The organism is Tissierella pigra (assembly GCF_018917845.1).
GTDB classification, from domain to species: Bacteria; Bacillota; Clostridia; order Tissierellales; family Tissierellaceae; genus Tissierella; species Tissierella pigra.
This window is the reverse complement of sequence record NZ_JAHLPJ010000001.1, coordinates 1700331-1718166: the sequence shown is the minus strand read 5'-3', so window position 1 is coordinate 1718166 and position 17836 is coordinate 1700331. Positions and strand designations below refer to the sequence as shown.

10 protein-coding genes, 12 tRNA genes, 3 rRNA genes and 1 other annotated feature are annotated in these 17836 nt (G+C 35.9%); of the genes, 1 reads left to right on the top strand and 24 read right to left on the bottom strand.

Features of this window, described 5'->3' with window-relative positions; genetic code table 11:
• Position 1: 1 nt before the first annotated feature.
• The 24 genes from KQI41_RS08365 to KQI41_RS08250 form a co-directional block, all read right to left on the bottom strand.
• Positions 2–736 (bottom strand): hypothetical protein, encoded by a 735-nt coding sequence (locus KQI41_RS08365; RefSeq protein ID WP_216585134.1) that lies wholly within the window; start codon positions 734–736, stop codon positions 2–4.
• 162 nt (positions 737–898) lie between these two features.
• Positions 899–1372 (bottom strand): endolytic transglycosylase MltG, encoded by a 474-nt coding sequence (locus KQI41_RS08360; protein WP_216585133.1) that lies wholly within the window; start codon positions 1370–1372, stop codon positions 899–901.
• Positions 1373–1390: 18 nt separating this feature from the next.
• Positions 1391–2494, bottom strand: coding sequence for a transglutaminase domain-containing protein (locus KQI41_RS08355; protein ID WP_154441078.1), 1104 nt, complete (start codon positions 2492–2494; stop codon positions 1391–1393).
• A gap of 128 nt (positions 2495–2622) precedes the next feature.
• Positions 2623–3276, bottom strand: coding sequence for a zinc dependent phospholipase C family protein (locus KQI41_RS08350; protein ID WP_154441080.1), 654 nt, complete (start codon positions 3274–3276; stop codon positions 2623–2625).
• Between the two features lie 69 nt (positions 3277–3345).
• Positions 3346–3882 (bottom strand): O-acetyl-ADP-ribose deacetylase, encoded by a 537-nt coding sequence (locus tag KQI41_RS08345; RefSeq protein ID WP_154441082.1) that lies wholly within the window; start codon positions 3880–3882, stop codon positions 3346–3348.
• 48 nt (positions 3883–3930) lie between these two features.
• Positions 3931–5583 (bottom strand): glycosyl hydrolase family 18 protein, encoded by a 1653-nt coding sequence (locus tag KQI41_RS08340; RefSeq protein WP_154441084.1) that lies wholly within the window; start codon positions 5581–5583, stop codon positions 3931–3933.
• A 208-nt stretch (positions 5584–5791) separates the two neighbouring features.
• Entirely contained in the window at positions 5792–6772 is a 981-nt protein-coding gene (gene asnA, locus KQI41_RS08335) for an aspartate--ammonia ligase (protein ID WP_195837998.1), read from the bottom strand.
• Between the two features lie 50 nt (positions 6773–6822).
• Positions 6823–7069: a binding site (T-box leader), on the bottom strand.
• Between the two features lie 92 nt (positions 7070–7161).
• Complete coding sequence (locus KQI41_RS08330) at positions 7162–7521, bottom strand: VOC family protein (protein ID WP_154441088.1); 360 nt, start codon at positions 7519–7521, stop codon at positions 7162–7164.
• Positions 7522–7652: 131 nt separating this feature from the next.
• Positions 7653–9002: a radical SAM/SPASM domain-containing protein gene (locus KQI41_RS08325; protein ID WP_216585132.1), complete on the bottom strand. Its 1350-nt coding sequence runs from the start codon at positions 9000–9002 to the stop codon at positions 7653–7655.
• A gap of 845 nt (positions 9003–9847) precedes the next feature.
• A tRNA-Arg gene (locus tag KQI41_RS08320) sits at positions 9848–9924 on the bottom strand.
• A 13-nt stretch (positions 9925–9937) separates the two neighbouring features.
• Positions 9938–10011: transfer RNA gene (locus KQI41_RS08315), tRNA-Gly, on the bottom strand.
• Between the two features lie 18 nt (positions 10012–10029).
• A tRNA-Gly gene (locus tag KQI41_RS08310) sits at positions 10030–10104 on the bottom strand.
• 50 nt (positions 10105–10154) lie between these two features.
• Positions 10155–10239: transfer RNA gene (locus tag KQI41_RS08305), tRNA-Tyr, on the bottom strand.
• Between the two features lie 64 nt (positions 10240–10303).
• Positions 10304–10379: transfer RNA gene (locus KQI41_RS08300), tRNA-Thr, on the bottom strand.
• A gap of 4 nt (positions 10380–10383) precedes the next feature.
• Positions 10384–10460 (bottom strand) — tRNA-Asp (locus KQI41_RS08295).
• 127 nt (positions 10461–10587) lie between these two features.
• Positions 10588–10663: transfer RNA gene (locus tag KQI41_RS08290), tRNA-Val, on the bottom strand.
• Between the two features lie 113 nt (positions 10664–10776).
• A tRNA-Glu gene (locus tag KQI41_RS08285) sits at positions 10777–10851 on the bottom strand.
• A 34-nt stretch (positions 10852–10885) separates the two neighbouring features.
• Positions 10886–10962: transfer RNA gene (locus KQI41_RS08280), tRNA-Met, on the bottom strand.
• A gap of 129 nt (positions 10963–11091) precedes the next feature.
• Positions 11092–11180: transfer RNA gene (locus KQI41_RS08275), tRNA-Leu, on the bottom strand.
• 17 nt (positions 11181–11197) lie between these two features.
• Positions 11198–11272 (bottom strand) — tRNA-Asn (locus tag KQI41_RS08270).
• 110 nt (positions 11273–11382) lie between these two features.
• Positions 11383–11499, bottom strand: a 5S ribosomal RNA gene (gene rrf / locus KQI41_RS08265).
• A 111-nt stretch (positions 11500–11610) separates the two neighbouring features.
• Positions 11611–14504, bottom strand: a 23S ribosomal RNA gene (locus KQI41_RS08260).
• A 158-nt stretch (positions 14505–14662) separates the two neighbouring features.
• Positions 14663–14739: transfer RNA gene (locus tag KQI41_RS08255), tRNA-Ile, on the bottom strand.
• A gap of 54 nt (positions 14740–14793) precedes the next feature.
• Positions 14794–16323: ribosomal RNA gene (locus KQI41_RS08250) — 16S ribosomal RNA — on the bottom strand.
• Together the 16S, 23S and 5S rRNA genes with 12 tRNA genes alongside form the textbook arrangement of a ribosomal RNA operon.
• Positions 16324–16851: 528 nt before the next feature.
• On the opposite strand from KQI41_RS08250, the gene KQI41_RS08245 reads away from it, so the two are divergent.
• Complete coding sequence (locus tag KQI41_RS08245; RefSeq protein ID WP_216585131.1) at positions 16852–17766, top strand: selenium metabolism-associated LysR family transcriptional regulator; 915 nt, start codon at positions 16852–16854, stop codon at positions 17764–17766.
• Positions 17767–17836: the final 70 nt, after the last annotated feature.

The following is a 17836-nucleotide window of genomic DNA, read 5'->3' as shown; positions in this document are numbered from 1 at the left end:
ATTATTTATATCTCTTTAATACTCTATCATTTAGTCCATACCAGTAAGCTTCTTTATAATGTTTAAATCCATCTTTAAGTACTACTTTGATAATTTCTTCGTATATTTTATTTAATTCACTTCTTGTTAACAAACTATAATCTTCTTTTATACTATAGTACTTGGAATTATACTCTATGGTTAATTGTTTATCTAAATATTTATTTAAACTAAATATCTTTTCCCTTAATACCTTTGAGCAGTAATCGTTTATACTATTAAATAAATATTTATCCTGTTTTTCTTTTTCCTGAATATCTTTATTGATTAAATTTTTAATATCAAGTATCTCTTTAGTCTTATTATCAAAGTGATATAAATATTGATTTTTATATAATCTTTCTACAGGTATGTTTTTGACTATTGTTTTCTCTAGAATATTTACCCAATAATTATTGTAATAACCATGTTTATAGCCTTCCAGATAAATAAATAATTCTAACCTATTAATATCCTCATGTATTAGTTGTCCAAGATTTAAAGCAATTAAATTGTTTCCCCTTTTCTTTCTTAGAAATCTGCTCATATGTTTTTTTAAATGGTAAATAGAGATATATTTTGGTCGAATATTTGTAATATTTTCTTCTAAATCATATAGATTAAGAAGGATATGTATGGAATTAATATCATTTTTATAAAGAAATCTATGTATTAGTCCTTCATAAATACTTAATAAATCATTGTTTTCTATTGCCATACCAAAACCTCCTTTTTACCAATTATTTACAACTGTTTAATTTTTAAACCTATAACATTAAAATATAATGGAAACATAAACCATTATACTATAAATAGATGTATATTTGTTTAAAAACCTATAATAGATTTCTAACAAAAACTTAATATATTATATCTTTTATTATTTTTCTATTTCTTTTCTAGTTAAAATATCCATAATTGTATCATAATCTGTATTGGTTTTGATTTTATAAGTTCCGACTATAAACTTGGTAGATAACTTTTTATTCTTTCCCAATTGAATAAATTCTTTTTCATTATCTATGATTCCTAATTCAAATAGTTTTTTTGCAATCTGTGTTAAACTTTCACCACTTTTGATTACTACTTCAATTTCTGCTTCCTCTAAAATTTCTTCTATGATTTCTTTTTCTTCTATTGGCGGAACTACAACTTCCTCTTTTTCTTTCTCCAAATTAGTATTTATGCTTTCTTTTAAGCTGACCATACCTAATTCTTTAGATCTTTCAATTATCATATCATCACTTAAATCAACATATTTTACAATTGGATAAAGTGAGTGTAGAATATTGGTAAGAATAACCCCTATACCTAGTCCCAAAATTAAGTACACTATTTTACCTTTCTTCCCCATTGTTAAACCTCCATTAAATTATTTTTTGTAGTCAAACTTAAATTCTATTATGCCATATTCTTCATCTATGGAATATGTATAGGTGTTTAGTCGTATTAATTCATAATTATCATATACTATTTTCTCAACTATTTTATTAATGGATATTTCTTCACTACTATAGTTCATTATTTTAACTAATAAATATGACTCCCTATTAAAAAGTATGCTCTTTATTTTTTTTATTAGTTCTTCTTCATCCTCTACTATTAAATTATTATATCTAAAATAATTGAATTTTTCACCTTTAGATTCAGGATAATTCTCCTTTTTCCAGCTATGAGTTTTGGAAATTTCACTATCATTTAAATTAAAAAAATTATATCTTAACACATCTGAGCCATCCTTTGTAATTGGATCATTCCAAGTAGAATCTATATGATAATATTCACCTTCTATTTCTACTAAATTCCAAGCATGACTTTGGCCCTTAGACTCCCCTATTACTATTATAGATTTAATCCCTATACCATCTAGTAAATATTTCATTGCCTTAGCATATCCTTCACATACTCCCAGTCCTAAAGACAATATTCCATAACTGCTATAGGATTCTGGAGGTACTATTCCCGATGTCAATAATCTATTATCATATCTGCTGTTGTTGACTATATAATCATGTATAGTCAATACTTTTTCGTAATCTGACATTTCTTGTAGTATATATTTAGATATGAATTCACTTCTTATTTTTCTTATATCTTCTTTATGCTCTTTTATTTCTTCTTTTCCTTTTGAATATATAAGTCTTAACTTTCCAAAACTATGTTCTGCTCCCTTATAGTACATTATTTCTGGATTGTCATTTGATATTTCTTCTAATGTACTAAATATTTCATTAGAATCTTTAAACAACAATGTATTTTTAAACTGTATATCTTCTTCTCCTTCTAATAACATTTTTTCAAGCTCTATATATAGCTTAGATTTTCCTTCACCCTGATCTATCTCACTATGTTCATTAGCTGTTACATCATTTAATATAGAAATATTATACTTCTCATATTTAAAAACAAAATATAGAAAAAACAATAAAACACCTAAGAATCCAATTATTAAAATCTTAGTAAGCTTTTTCATCATATCCCTTTCCTCAACTCCTTCCTAATATAGTATATATTATTTTTTTTATTCTTCCAACTAAAATGGTTTTTTACAATAAAAAAGATAAGCTCAATTAATCTAATATAGAGCTTATCTTTTAAAAGTTACTAAAATTCTAAAGCAAAATGTCCATCTAATTCTTCTGAGTATGATGAAATAGTATCTAATATAAAGTATGATATTTTTAAATTTAACGATAATGCAAAGTTCAGATCATTTTTAAAGTCTGTCTTTAAAGAATACTCTTCAACAACTTTATTTATATAGTCTTTTATTTTATTTTTTAGCTCCGTTTCATCTATATCATATATATCTAAATCTTTAACATTAATAACATTCTTTTTAAAATCATGGGATACAGCCACATTGTCTAATTGAGATTCATATTTTATATGTTTTATCATAACATCCATACCATCTATAAATGTCCATCTATTAGCATGAGGAATGCAAACATAATCACATAAATAATGAGATATAATCCCTATTTTTTTGCTTAATATTTTCATTGCCAAAGGATCAAGAATTTTATTAAACTCTAAATATCTGCTAATGAAAATAATTTTCATGATTTCCTTAGCAACAGCATTCAAGCTTTCTTCTTTATAATGTCTAATTAACTTAAATTGTGGTAGTATATCAGGACATACAGCCCCCCATAATAATTTATCCTTATCTAGTTTCACACCATATATATCAAATATATTATCATATATCTTAGATGCAATAACTTTATGAGAATCTGCAAATATTTTAAACACCCCTTTGTTTGGATTTAAGTTCTACTTGATAGTATAACAATTTGAATATAAAGTCAATTAAAAATAATATCAAATTTGTAATATTTTCTCTTTTAAATAATCATTATATAATATAAAATCAGTTTCCTTAAATAGTACAAAACTTATACTTGAAATTTTTCCTTCTTTATCTATAAAATCCATAATGGCTCTAACAGCTACCTTCATAGCCTTTTCTATTGGGTATTCATATGCCCCAGTTGATATAGATGGAAAGGCTATAGATTTTATATTATATTCTTCTGCAAGAAGTAGTGAATTATAATAAGCTTCGTATAATAATCTTTCTTCTCTTGAATCTCCATCCTTATATATAGGCCCTACAGTGTGTATTATATAATTACTTGGAAGATTTCCTGCTGTAGTTATTCTTGCTTCTCCTGTTGGACATCCTCCTATCTTTTTACATTGCTCTAGAATTGTTTTACCTCCAACTCTATGTATAGCTCCATCAACACCTCCACCACCTAGTAAAGTATTATTTGCTGCATTTACTATGGCATCTACTTTTACTTCTGTTATATCCCCTAATAACACATTAATCGTTGTATCTTTATATATATACATTAAATCACTCCTATATTAATTTAAAATCCCTTTTTAAACCCTATTATTTTAATTTAAAGATTTATCTAAGCTACTCCATATATTATCAGTTTCAAACCCTTTTCGCCAAGACGCTATTCCTGCTAGATCATATTTGTGAACCAATGATACTTTAGCAGCTAGTGATTCTGAGTCTTCTAACCAAATCCTGTATAATTCATTGTCTTTTTCTATTTCACCGTAATACTGTAATGCCTTAGTATCCCACATAAGCTCAATATTATTTTCATCTATAAACTTATTGGCTGTTTCCATTGATAGTGCCTGAGAAGATAGTTTCCCATCTTTTTCTATCCAAAGTCTGGTATAAAATGGTACTGCTAATACTAATTTATCATTTGGAATGTATTCTGACACTCCCAATATACTTTTTTCTACCCATGTATATTCTGCAACAGAACCAGCTACAGGACTACTAGCCCAGTGCTGGTCATATGCCATTAAAATCATATAGTCTACTGCTTTGGAAAGTCTTTCTCTGTCATAACTTAAAGACCAGTTTTCAGAAGTTGACATTCCAGTTACATCCATGGAAACACTTAAACCTGACTCTTTAAATAGAGGATATAATTCCCTTACAAATTGAGTCAACAGATCCTTTGTTTTTAAATGTACATTTTCAAAATCAATATTAATCCCTTGAAAACCATATTCTTTATAAACCTCTAGTATCTCATTTATCAGTTTTTCCCTTGTACTACTTTTATATAAAAGTTCATGAGTTAAATCAGGGTCAAAGCTGTTATTAATAAGAGGCCATATTTCATAACCTAAGTCTCTATATTTTTTAACATAATCTGTACTACCTTTGTCCTGTATATTCCCATCTGTATCAATAACAGAAAACCATGTAGGAGAAATTATATTTACTCCTTGAATTGGTTTGATATTGTCAGTATTTTGGACTTTTCTATAAGTATAGTCCCAAGTTAAGCTGATTTTTTCTTTACCATAATCAGAGGTATCTTCAATAGGCAATTCTACTTTAAACATATCTTTTACATAGTTTATTTTTAGGTACTTTTTCTCAATAAATCCTGGTACTCCGTCTATACTTCTTACTTTATACCAATTTTCATATTCTCCATAAACATTTATTATGGTTCCTGTTGGAAGGTTATTTGATATTATAGGTGATTTAATATCTAAGTCTGTTCTTAAAACAGCATCATCACCTATTATTTCACCTTTCAAATACTCAATATTTTTGTAATCCAATACAACTGCATTTGTCTCTTCAAAATAATTAATATCTACATCATAGTTTTTAAGGATTATATCTACTGGAATATATACTTTATCATTAAATTCCCTTATGGGGTTAGATATTAAAAATTCTTTATTGTTCATACTGCCTTTATCAGAGTTTAATTTATATCTAATAACTCTACTTTTATCTGTAATTATCAATGTCTCTTCTGCATCATCATAAAATATATCTTTATCTATAAAATATTCAATAGATGAAAGTGAAAGATATAATATATCTTCAGAAAACAATACTGACCCATCTTCTGCTTCCTGTTCTTCAACTATTAAATATAAATCATCTGAGTAAGTCATTACTTTTTTGCTTGGTGATACAAGAATTTCATGATAAATAAATCCACCTAAGCCTATTATAACCAATCCTAAAAGTATAAATATACTTACTTTTCTCATATTGTCTCCTCCTACTTTAAGAAATCAATAACTTGTCCTATTAATTATTATAATTGAAATATATTATTTTTACAAATCTAATTAGTTCCATTGATAATGTGTCTGGCTACGAACCACAAGATCGGGGGGTGGAATTTCCTATAAAAACAAACAGCCAATATTATAAATATTAGCTGCCCATTTTATAGTCTATTATATTTAATACAATCTATAATAAAAATATGTTATTCTCTTTACATTCTTTTAATATTTGATCTGTCCAAACCGATGCTTGAACTTCTCCTATATGTTTCTTCTCTAAGAAAAACATACAAATTCTAGACTGTCCTATTCCACCACCTATTGTATAAGGTAATTCTTCGTTTAATAACTTTTTATGATAATCTAGTGTTTTTCTTTCCTCAGCTCCAGATAATTTAAGTTGTTTTTCCAATGCTTCCTTATCTACCCTTATTCCCATACTGGATAATTCCAAGGCTTCTTCCGTTATTGGATTCCAAAATATAATATCGCCATTTAAATTCCAATCGTCATAATCTGGTGACCTAGTTCCATGGGAAATTCCAGATTTTAAAGTTCCCCCAATTTTTGATATAAATACTGCTTTATATTTTTTTACTATTAAATATTCTCTTTCATCAGGGGTTTCATTAGGGTATAAATCCTCTAGTTCTTGACTAGTAATAAATTTTATATCTTTAGGCAATTTTTTTGTAAATATATCTGGATATAATTCACTAATATAATCTTCTGTCTCTCTAAATACATTATATATATTTTCTACAGTATGAACTAGATATTCCATAGTTCTATCTGATCTTTTTATTATCTTTTCCCAATCCCATTGGTCTACATATATAGAATGTATATTGTCCAATACTTCATCTGGTCTTATGGCATTCATATCTGCATAAAGACCTTCATCAATATTAAATTCATACCATTTTAAAGCCATTCTTTTCCACTTGGCTAGAGATTGAACTATTTCTATCATTTCATTATATTTTCTCATCTCAAAAGATACAGCTTTTTCTACTCCTGTTAAATTATCATTTAACCCACTGTTAGGTGTAACAAATAATGGGGCTGATACCCTGATTAAATTAAGTTTTTCAGCCAATTTTGTTTCAAAATAGTCTTTTATTTGCTTTATTGCTATTTGAGTTTTTCTTGGATTTAGTTCTGTCATCTTTATTCCTCCCATTTTATTTGCTATAATTAAAAAAACCTTTCATCCTGATAAAGGACGAAAGGTTGATTTTCGCGGTACCACCTTAGTTAGCAAGCTCTCTTAAATAAGTACAGATTATATTAATCGATACTCCATAGTCAATATCAGGCTACACCCGTCTAAGCCTACTCTTTTGCAATTTCGGTTAGATGCTCAAGAATGTTCTTCATTTATTAATTAGTATCAGACTTCCACCATAATCTCCGACTCTCTATAACTTACTTAATAAACTACTCTTTCTATCAACGCTTTATTTTTAAATTATTAATAGTATAGCCTCATATTATAGTAAAGTCAAGAGGAAAAATACATATTTTTAAAGCACTTTTCTCACTTAGTAGTTCAATTTAGCTTTTCCCAATTAATTGAATTGTATATCCATCTGGATCTTGAACAAAAAAGAAACGAATATGTGGATTAGGTGATATAGGTCCTGTCACTTTATATCCAATATTATTTAATTCTTCTATTAAATTTTCTAAATTATCAGTTTCGAGTCCAATTGATACACCTTTACCTGGATTTTCTATTTTAGTGTTTGACTCAAATATTAATTCAATCTTAGTCTCATCTGCTTCACCAAGCATGACAATTTGGTGATTCTCATCACCAAATTTCACTGAAACATTAAGACCTAATATCTTTGTATAAAAATATAAACTCTTTTCCAAATTGCTTACATAAATTGTAACCCAATTTAATTTCATAATTGAATATCACTCCTTTATTTGTTAATTATATCATATTTTTTATATAAAAAAGACATAGTTTTTCTTAAGAAAAACTATGTCTTTCAGGCGTACCCTGATGGTTTCAGGGATAACAATCCCCCCTCCCATCAATATGCACTATTTACTGCTTCTTCAGTTTTTTTCATACCTTCTTCCATTTCTTTATAGAATATGGGAAGCTCTTCATGCAAAAGAGTTTTAACGGAATAGCACATAGGCTTGAAAAAATCACTACTGTCATTTAACCCCAAAGGACAGCCTCCTCCACAAAGAAGAGAATATGTACAATCCCTACATTCAGGAATTTTTTCTATATTTCGGTTACGTATTGAGTTTTCCTTGAACTCAATTAAGGGATGATACTTTCCTATAGAAAAGCGTTCCTTGCCAACACACCCCAAGCATGGATAAATATCTCCATAGGGGTCAAACGCCATACCATCTACATGAGCGTAGCAATAGGAGTACAAAGGCTTTATGGCTCTGCCATATACTAAGTGGTCTAGTATTGAATTTTTTTTAGTTATAAAATCGTTTATTCTTTCCCTATCTTTGAAGGAATGCTTTACATCTGTATGATATAATTCAGTTATTATATCCATTCGTTCTTCATAAGAGTCTCCAATCAATGTGGCCAATTCAAAGGATAAATTGTCCTTATATCCTGAAAATTTGTCAAGTAGCTTTTCTCTTAAATCAATTCCTTCCTCGTAATTGGTCTTGTCAAGGTTCATTCTGATTCGGATATTTATCCCGTTTTCTAAACACTTCTCTATACCATCCATAATTTTTTTGAACGTAGGCTTTCCGTTAGCTAAGACTCTCCTGCTATTGTGAGATTCCTCGCTACCATCCAAAGTAATTAAAACTTGAGAAATATTTATAGACAAAAGCAAATCAAGAAATTCTGTCAGATAATACCCATTGGTAAAAATTTGGTATGTTTTGTCGGGTGCCTTTTTGAAAAGATGTTCCAAAGTAGGTCTGGTTTTTGGAAGTAACGGCTCTCCGCCAAAAAGACATATTGTCTGCACACCCTCACCTGCAAACTTTAAAGCAACATCAATTTGTTCAGGAGCTATAACCTCCTTTTTAAGATAAGCATCACCCTCAAAGCAATAAGGACATCTAAAGTTACAGTCATAAGTCATAACAAAGACAACAGTTTTTTGGTCTTTTTGCATTTGGACGTGCTCGTCACGCAATATCTTTAAAATTTCATTCTTTTTAGCCACTTCCTCTTCATGATTATTTACCAGATATCCTCTGGATTGAAGATTGCTCAATAACTCAGCTTCTAAATCATTTTCTGTTACAATCTCTTCACAAGTCTGCCACTTAGACAAAGTTTCGTAAATCGGAGCGTCAATTTCGTCCATGGTGCCTGTTAAAGAGTTTATCAACAGTTTTTTGTTATCGTGTATATCTACAAATATCATGTGTTTAATTAATTTCATTACTTTCCCCCCTAAAGCTGATTGTTTTGTTAATGAAGTTCTAAACTTACTAGCATGTCCAAAATATATATTCCAAATACCAATCATCTCCACCCAACCTATGACACACATAACTTGGCAACAAATCACATTCCCACAACTATAATAATCAAAATATTTGGCAAGATGTCATCTGTGATAAAAACCCTTCTATCACTAAATAATTTGGATTATTGTGATAGAAGGGTTATGTAGCTCAGCTTTTTTAGAATCAAATATTCAGTAAGAGAGTAAGCTAAACCACTTTGTTAAGCTTAGCAAGCACAACACCATTGATTACCAATTCCCACCATTGGCCCCATACTTGAGTCATTCTTAGCTTCATTTTGTAAATCCCAACTAGTTTCAATAATCGGCTTCATTTTCATTATATTTTCACCTCCCTAGTATTAAATAACGTTTCACCTTTTTGCGTTATACTATGGTGTATATATAAATTATATTAGAAGGTTTATTAAAAGTCAAGGTAATTTTTCAAATATTATAAATATTACAAATCTTGCGAATCTTTTACAAATATCTACAATCTTTTACAAATTTATTAAATGACTCTTTATACTTTATATTAATCAGGTATTTATAATGTCCTTTGCACTGGAATAAAACTAGATGTTTATAAAAAAGAGATCAGAATTTAAAAAAGATCTTGCTGAATTGAACAAGATCTGCATTGAAGAAAATTTAAAATTAAAAAAGTTATATCAGTTATAGAAATACAGAAAACAAAAAAACGAATGATGTACAATTTGGCTAAATCTTCTTTGTACACAATTCGCTTTTATTAAGATATTAAAACTCCAACGTTTTGGCGTACCCTGAGGGAGTCGAACCCCCGACCTTCTGGTTCGTAGCCAGACACTCTATCCAGCTGAGCTAAGGGTACAAATAAATATAAATGGAGCGGGTGAAGGGAATCGAACCCTCGCAACCAGCTTGGAAGGCTGGGGCTCTACCACTGAGCTACACCCGCATAACAAATAAATACTTATGGAGCGGAAGACGAGATTCGAACTCGCGACCCTCGCCTTGGCAAGGCGATGCTCTACCACTGAGCCACTTCCGCATAATCAAATTTTACACTTACTGATATTAATTCAACTAAATCAATTATAATGGTGGAGGAGACTGGATTCGAACCAGTGAAAGCTTAGCTAACGGATTTACAGTCCGTCCCCTTTAGCCACTTGGGTACTCCTCCTAATTTAAAACAGAGCCCTAAGGACTACCATATTTTCAAAGCAATTTATAAAAATAACTTTATTTGGAGCTGGCGAGAGGAATTGAACCCCCAACCTACTGATTACAAGTCAGTTGCTCTGCCGATTGAGCTACGCCAGCATAATGGCGACCTGGAAGGGACTCGAACCCTCGACCTCCAGCGTGACAGGCTGGCATTCTAACCAACTGAACTACCAGGCCAAACATTTCGCAGTTTCGCATCACAATTCTATTCACTCGCTACGCTCATGTAGATTTGGAGCTTATTGCGTTTGACCTACATCAGCTCACTATCGTTCACTGTGTCAGGTCATAAATTGTTCATAAATGGTGGGCACAACAGGGCTCGAACCTGTGACCCCCTGCTTGTAAGGCAGGTGCTCTCCCAACTGAGCTATGCGCCCATATTATCGCAGTCTCGCAACTCAAATCTATTTACTCGTACACTCGTATAGATTTGGTGCTCGTTGCGTTTGACCTACTATAACTCACTATCGTTCATTAAGTTAGGTCATAATGGTGACCCCACCGGGATTCGAACCCGGGTTACCGCCGTGAAAGGGCGATGTCTTAACCGCTTGACCATGGGGCCTTATTTATTCTACAATATATTTTTAAAAAAATTTTGGTTGCGGGAGCCGGATTTGAACCGACGACCTCCGGGTTATGAGCCCGACGAGCTGCCAGACTGCTCCATCCCGCGCTATCTAGTTTATCTCTCATTCTCGCAGTTTCGCAACTCAAATCTATTTACTCGTTACACTCATATAGATTTGGTGCTCATTGCGTTTGACCTACATCAATTCACTACGCTTATTGTGTTAGGTCATAATGGTGCCGGAGACCGGAATCGAACCGGTACGATCGGTGAGGATCGCAGGATTTTAAGTCCTGTGCGTCTGCCTGTTCCGCCACTCCGGCGTTTTTTATGTTTCTAATGGCTCTTGGGGTGGGACTCGAACCCACAACCTACCGGTTAACAGCCGGTTGCTCCGCCATTGAGCTACCCAAGAATGCAGTTTCGCAACTCAAATCTATTTACTTGCTATGCTCATATAGATTTGGCGCTCATTGCTTTTGACCTACCTACAACTCGCTAAAGCTCGTTGGGTTAGGTCATAAAGCCTGGCAACTTCCTACTCTCCCAGGTCGTTTCCAACCAAGTACCATCGGCGTTAAGATGCTTAACTTCTGTGTTCGGTATGGGTACAGGTGTGTCCATCTTGCTATCGTCACCAGACGAAAACTATTAAATGCAATATACACAGTTTCGTAACTCAAATCTATTAGATTTGGTACTCATTGCGTTTGACCTACATCAACTCAACAAAGTTTCATTGTGTTAGGTCATTAGGTCAAGTCCTCGACTTATTAGTATCTCTTAGCTTAAAGTATTACTACTCTTACACCTGAGACCTATCTACCAAGTGGTCTTCTTGGAGTCTTATCTTTAAAAGTGGGAAATCTTATCTTGAGGGGGGCTTCGTGCTTAGATGCCTTCAGCACTTATCCCTTCCAGACTTAGCTACTCAGCCGTGCCATTGGCATGACAACTGATACACCAGCGGTCTGTCCATCCCGGTCCTCTCGTACTAAGGACAGCTCCTCTCAAATTTCCTACGCCCACGACGGATAGGGACCGAACTGTCTCACGACGTTCTGAACCCAGCTCGCGTGCCTCTTTAATGGGCGAACAGCCCAACCCTTGGGACCTACTCCAGCCCCAGGATGAGACGAGCCGACATCGAGGTGCCAAACCTCCCCGTCGATGTGGACTCTTGGGGGAGATAAGCCTGTTATCCCCGGGGTAGCTTTTATCCGTTGAGCGATGGCCCTTCCACTCGGAACCACCGGATCACTAAGTCCAACTTTCGTTTCTGCTCCACTTGTTGGTGTCACAGTTAAGCTCCCTTTTGCCTTTACACTCTTCGCACGATTTCCGACCGTGCTGAGGGAACCTTTGAGCGCCTCCGTTACTCTTTAGGAGGCGACCGCCCCAGTCAAACTGCCCAACTGACAGTGTCCCTATACCAGATCATGGTACCAGGTTAGAATTTCAGCATTACAAGAGTGGTATCCCAAGGTTGACTCCACCAAAGCTGGCGCCCTGGCTTCAAAGCCTCCCACCTATCCTGTACATGCAATGCCAAAATCCAATGTCAGCCTGCAGTAAAGCTCCACGGGGTCTTTCCGTCCTGTCGCGGGTAATACGCATCTTCACGTATACTACAATTTCACCGGATCCATTGTTGAGACAGTGCCCAAATCGTTACACCTTTCGTGCGGGTCGGAACTTACCCGACAAGGAATTTCGCTACCTTAGGACCGTTATAGTTACGGCCGCCGTTTACTGGGGCTTAAGTTCTAAGCTTCGGTTTCCCTAACTCTTCCCCTTAACCTTCCAGCACCGGGCAGGTGTCAGCACCTATACTTCGTCTTTCGACTTAGCAGATACTTGTGTTTTTGGTAAACAGTCGCTTGGGCCTATTCACTGCGGCCAGGTTTCCCTGGCACCCCTTCTCCCTAAGTTACGGGGCTATTTTGCCGAGTTCCTTAACAATGGTTCTTCCGCTCGTCTTAGGATTCTCTCCTCGCCTACCTGTGTCGGTTTGCGGTACGGGTAGTTACTTACTCGATAGAAGCTTTTCTTGGCAGTGTGGAGTCAGCTACTTCTCTACTTGTTTTTCGATCCCCATCACTTCTCAGGATTGTTGAAACGGATTTGCCTATCTCAACTCCCTAAAAGCTTGGACGTGCTCAACCAACGGCACGCTTAGCTTATCCTCCTGCGTCACTCCATCTCTCAAACGCTTGTAACTAGTACAGGAATTTCAACCTGTTGTCCATCGCCTACGCTTTTCAGCCTCAGCTTAGGTCCCGACTTACCCTGAGTGGACGAACCTTCCTCAGGAAACCTTAGGCTTTCGACGGGTGAGATTCTCACTCACCTCTCGCTACTTATGCCAGCATTCTCTCTTGTGTGCAGTCCAGCACTCCTTTCGGTATACCTTCTACCCACACACAATGCTCCTCTACCGATTCTTTCGAATCCCACAGCTTCGGTACCAGATTTAAGCCCCGGAAATCTTCGGCGCAAGGTCTCTCGACCAGTGAGCTATTACGCACTCTTTAAATGTATGGCTGCTTCTAAGCCAACATCCTGGTTGTCTGTGAAACCTCACATCCTTTACCACTTAATCTGGATTTAGGGACCTTAGCTGGTGATCTGGGCTCTTTCCCTTTCGACTATGAAGCTTATCCCACATAGTCTGACTCCCAAGGGTATGATTATGGCATTCGGAGTTTGATAGGTTTTGGTAACGCTATGCGCCCCTAGACCATTCAGTGCTCTACCTCCATTTCACTCTTCCTTGAGGCTAGCCCTAAAGCTATTTCGAGGAGAACCAGCTATCTCCGAGTTCGATTGGCTTTTCACCCCTATCCACAGGTCATCCCATAGCTTTTAAACGCTAACGGGTTCGAGCCTCCATTGAATTTTACTTCAACTTCACTCTGCCCATGGATAGGTCACCCGGTTTCGGGTCTATGGCAGGGAACTATTTCGCCCTATTAAGACTTGGTTTCCCTACGGCTCCTGACCTTAAGTCATTAACCTTGCTCACTACCATAACTCGCTGGCCCGTTCTACAAAAAGTACGTGGTTACACTAATAATGTGCTTCCACTGCTTGTAGGCGTAGGGTTTCAGATTCTATTTCACTCCCCTTCCGGGGTTCTTTTCACCTTTCCCTCACGGTACTATTCTCTATCGGTCACCAAGGAGTATTTAGCCTTGGGAGGTGGTCCTCCCTACTTCCCACTGGATTTCTCGTGTCCCGTGGTACTCTGGATACCAGCTGGTAAACTCATCTTTCATATACCGGACTATCACCGTCTTTGGTGGGATTTTCCAATCCTCTTCTATTAGATTCATTATTCCGTTATGCTGGTCCTTAACCCCAGATAAATCTGGTTTGGGCTGTTTCCCGTTCGCTCGCCGCTACTTAGGAAATCGATTTTTCTTTCTTCTCCTCAGGGTACTTAGATGTTTCAGTTCCCCTGGTCTTCCTTCATACACCTATGTATTCAGTGTATGATACTTGAGGGTTGCTCAAGTAGGTTTCCCCATTCGGAAATCTCCGGATCAATGTCTATTTGCGACTCCCCGAAGCATATCGGTGCTTATCCCGTCCTTCATCGGCTCTTGGTGCCAAGGCATTCGCCCTACGCCCTTAATAACTTGACCTTAATTACTTATTTTATATTGCATTCTTTAGTTTTCAATGTTCAATTACCATCGCAGTCTCGAAACTCAAATCTATTCACTCGCTACGCTCGTGTAGATTTGGTTCTCGTTGCGTTTGACCTACATCAATTCGCTACGCTCATTGTGTTAGGTCATAATGGTGGACCTGGGTGGACTCGAACCACCGACCTCACGCTTATCAGGCGTGCGCTCTAACCACCTGAGCTACAAGTCCATATTATATTTATTAAAACCTAGTTTACAGTGTGAGTTCTTTTGAACTCCTTAGAAAGGAGGTGATCCAGCCGCACCTTCCGATACGGCTACCTTGTTACGACTTCACCCTAGTTATTGACCCTACCTTCGACAGCTGCCTCCAAAGGTTAGCTCACTGGCTTCGGGTATTGCCAACTCCCATGGTGTGACGGGCGGTGTGTACAAGACCCGGGAACGCATTCACCGCGACATTCTGATTCACGATTACTAGCAACTCCGACTTCATGTAGGCGAGTTGCAGCCTACAATCCGAACTGGGATCGGCTTTAAGAGATTTGCTCCTTATCACTAAGTCGCTGCTCGCTGTACCGACCATTGTAGCACGTGTGTAGCCCAGGACATAAAGGGCATGATGATTTGACGTCATCCCCACCTTCCTCCGATTTGTCATCGGCAGTCCCTCTAGAGTGCTCAACTTAATGGTAGCAACTAAAGGCAAGGGTTGCGCTCGTTGCGGGACTTAACCCAACATCTCACGACACGAGCTGACGACAACCATGCACCACCTGTGTCCCCTGTACCCGAAGGTAAAGTCCTATCTCTAGGACGGTCAGGGGCATGTCAAGCCCTGGTAAGGTTCTTCGCGTTGCTTCGAATTAAACCACATGCTCCGCTGCTTGTGCGGGTCCCCGTCAATTCCTTTGAGTTTCATACTTGCGTACGTACTCCCCAGGCGGAGTGCTTAATGCGTTAGCTGCGGCACCGAGGTTTGACCCCCAACACCTAGCACTCATCGTTTACGGCGTGGACTACCAGGGTATCTAATCCTGTTCGCTCCCCACGCTTTCGTGCCTCAGCGTCAGTATAAGTCCAGAAAGTCGCCTTCGCCACTGGTATTCCTCCTAATATCTACGCATTTCACCGCTACACTAGGAATTCCACTTTCCTCTCCTTAACTCAAGCCTTTCAGTTTCAAATGCTTACCACGGTTGAGCCGTGATCTTTCACATCTGACTTAAATGGCCGCCTACGCACCCTTTACGCCCAATAAATCCGGACAACGCTTGCCCCCTACGTATTACCGCGGCTGCTGGCACGTAGTTAGCCGGGGCTTCCTCCTTGGGTACCGTCATTATCGTCCCCAAGGACAGAACTTTACGACCCGAAAGCCTTCATCGTTCACGCGGCGTCGCTGCATCAGAGTTTCCTCCATTGTGCAATATTCCCCACTGCTGCCTCCCGTAGGAGTCTGGACCGTGTCTCAGTTCCAGTGTGGCCGTTCACCCTCTCAGGCCGGCTACCCATCGCGGTCTTGGTGAGCCATTACCTCACCAACTAACTAATGGGACGCGAGACCATCTTTCACCGCTTTACGCTTTGACTTAAAAGTCATGCGACTCTTAAGTGTCATAAGGTATTAATCCCAGTTTCCCGAGGCTATCCCTTTGTGAAAGGCAGGTTTCTCACGCGTTACTCACCCGTCCGCCGCTAAGATAATCAAAGTTTCATTCCGAAGAAATCTGCTTTGAAAACTTCGCTCGACTTGCATGTGTTAGGCACGCCGCCAGCGTTCGTCCTGAGCCAGGATCAAACTCTCATTTAAAAGTCTGATTAGCTCAAATTTGCTGACTGTTATTTCATGTGTTACTTTTTATAATTCAAAGTTTCTCACACTGTTTAGTTTTCTAGGTTCATCGCAGTTTCACAACTCAAATTTATTTACTCGCTATGCTCGTATAGATTTGGTGTTCATTGCGTTTGACCTACATCAACTCGCCACGCTCATTGTGTTAGGTCATAATGCCGTCTCTCTCGAGATGACTTATTCAGTATAGCAAATTTTCCATTTGCTGTCAACTACTTTTTTCAATTTTTTATATTTTACTTTAACTTGAAAATTTGAAAAGTTTGTTGCTGACATTTTATAACTATACACTGTTTATATTGTTTTGTCAACGCTATTTTTATTTTTTATTAATTTCCCTTATTATTCTATTATTAGGCTTTTTTGATTTGATTGTTTATAGCTTATATTCTGTTTTTTATATTTCTAATAAAAAAATGTAGATTTATATATATTATTTGCTACAATATAGTTAAAGACAACAATAATATATAAGAGGTGATGCAAGTGGATTTTAGACAATTAGAAACCTTCGTAGAAGTTGCAAAGCTAAAAAGCTTTTCAAAAGCAGCTGAAAAGCTTTTCATTACACAACCTACTGTAACTAATCATATTCAAAATTTAGAGAAAGAACTTGGAACACTGCTGATAAATAGATTTGGCAAAAGGTTAACACTTACTGATGCAGGCGGCTTATTATATAAGTATGCAGTAAATATATTGAATTCCTGTGAGATGGCAAAGTTTGATTTGGCCTCCTATCAAGGTAAGATACAAGGACATCTTCACATATTTTCTAGCTCCGTTCCTAGAAAACATTTACTTCCTACGATTATCAAAAACTTTTTAAATTCCTATCCTGATGTTTCCTTTACAATTGGAGATAAAGATTCCAGAAAGGTGGTAAAAGGAATATTAGATGGCGAAACAGATTTTGGTATTTTAGGTGCCAAACATTCTTCAAACAACCTTAGATATATTGATTTAATGGAAGATAGATTGATTTTAATTACTCCTAATTCCCCTAAATTTCCAGATGAGAACTTTTCATTTATTAATAAAGAGGTTTTACTGAAAGAAAATATAGTATTTAGAGAAGAAGGCTCTGGCACTAGGGATTTAGTTGAAAATGTATTACAGCAATCTAATATCTCTTTGAATAAGTTAAATATTGCTGCATATGTGGAAGATACTGAAACAGTCAAAGAATTAGTATCTCTTGGTATAGGTGTCAGTTTCTTATCTGAAAAAGCTATAGAGTCAGATTTATCTCTTAACAAATATAAAGCGTTTTATATTGATGGATTAGATTTTACTAGGAAATTTTATTTTGCTTTTCATAAAAGCAGACAACTTTCACCACTAAGCGAAGCCTTCAAAAATCATATTTTAGATTTTGCAAATTCGTCTACGTTAAAATGATTAAAAACAATTATTAGGGGTAGTGGTCACTTTTCCCTTGGAACTAAATTAAGCCATTAAAATTTCATTG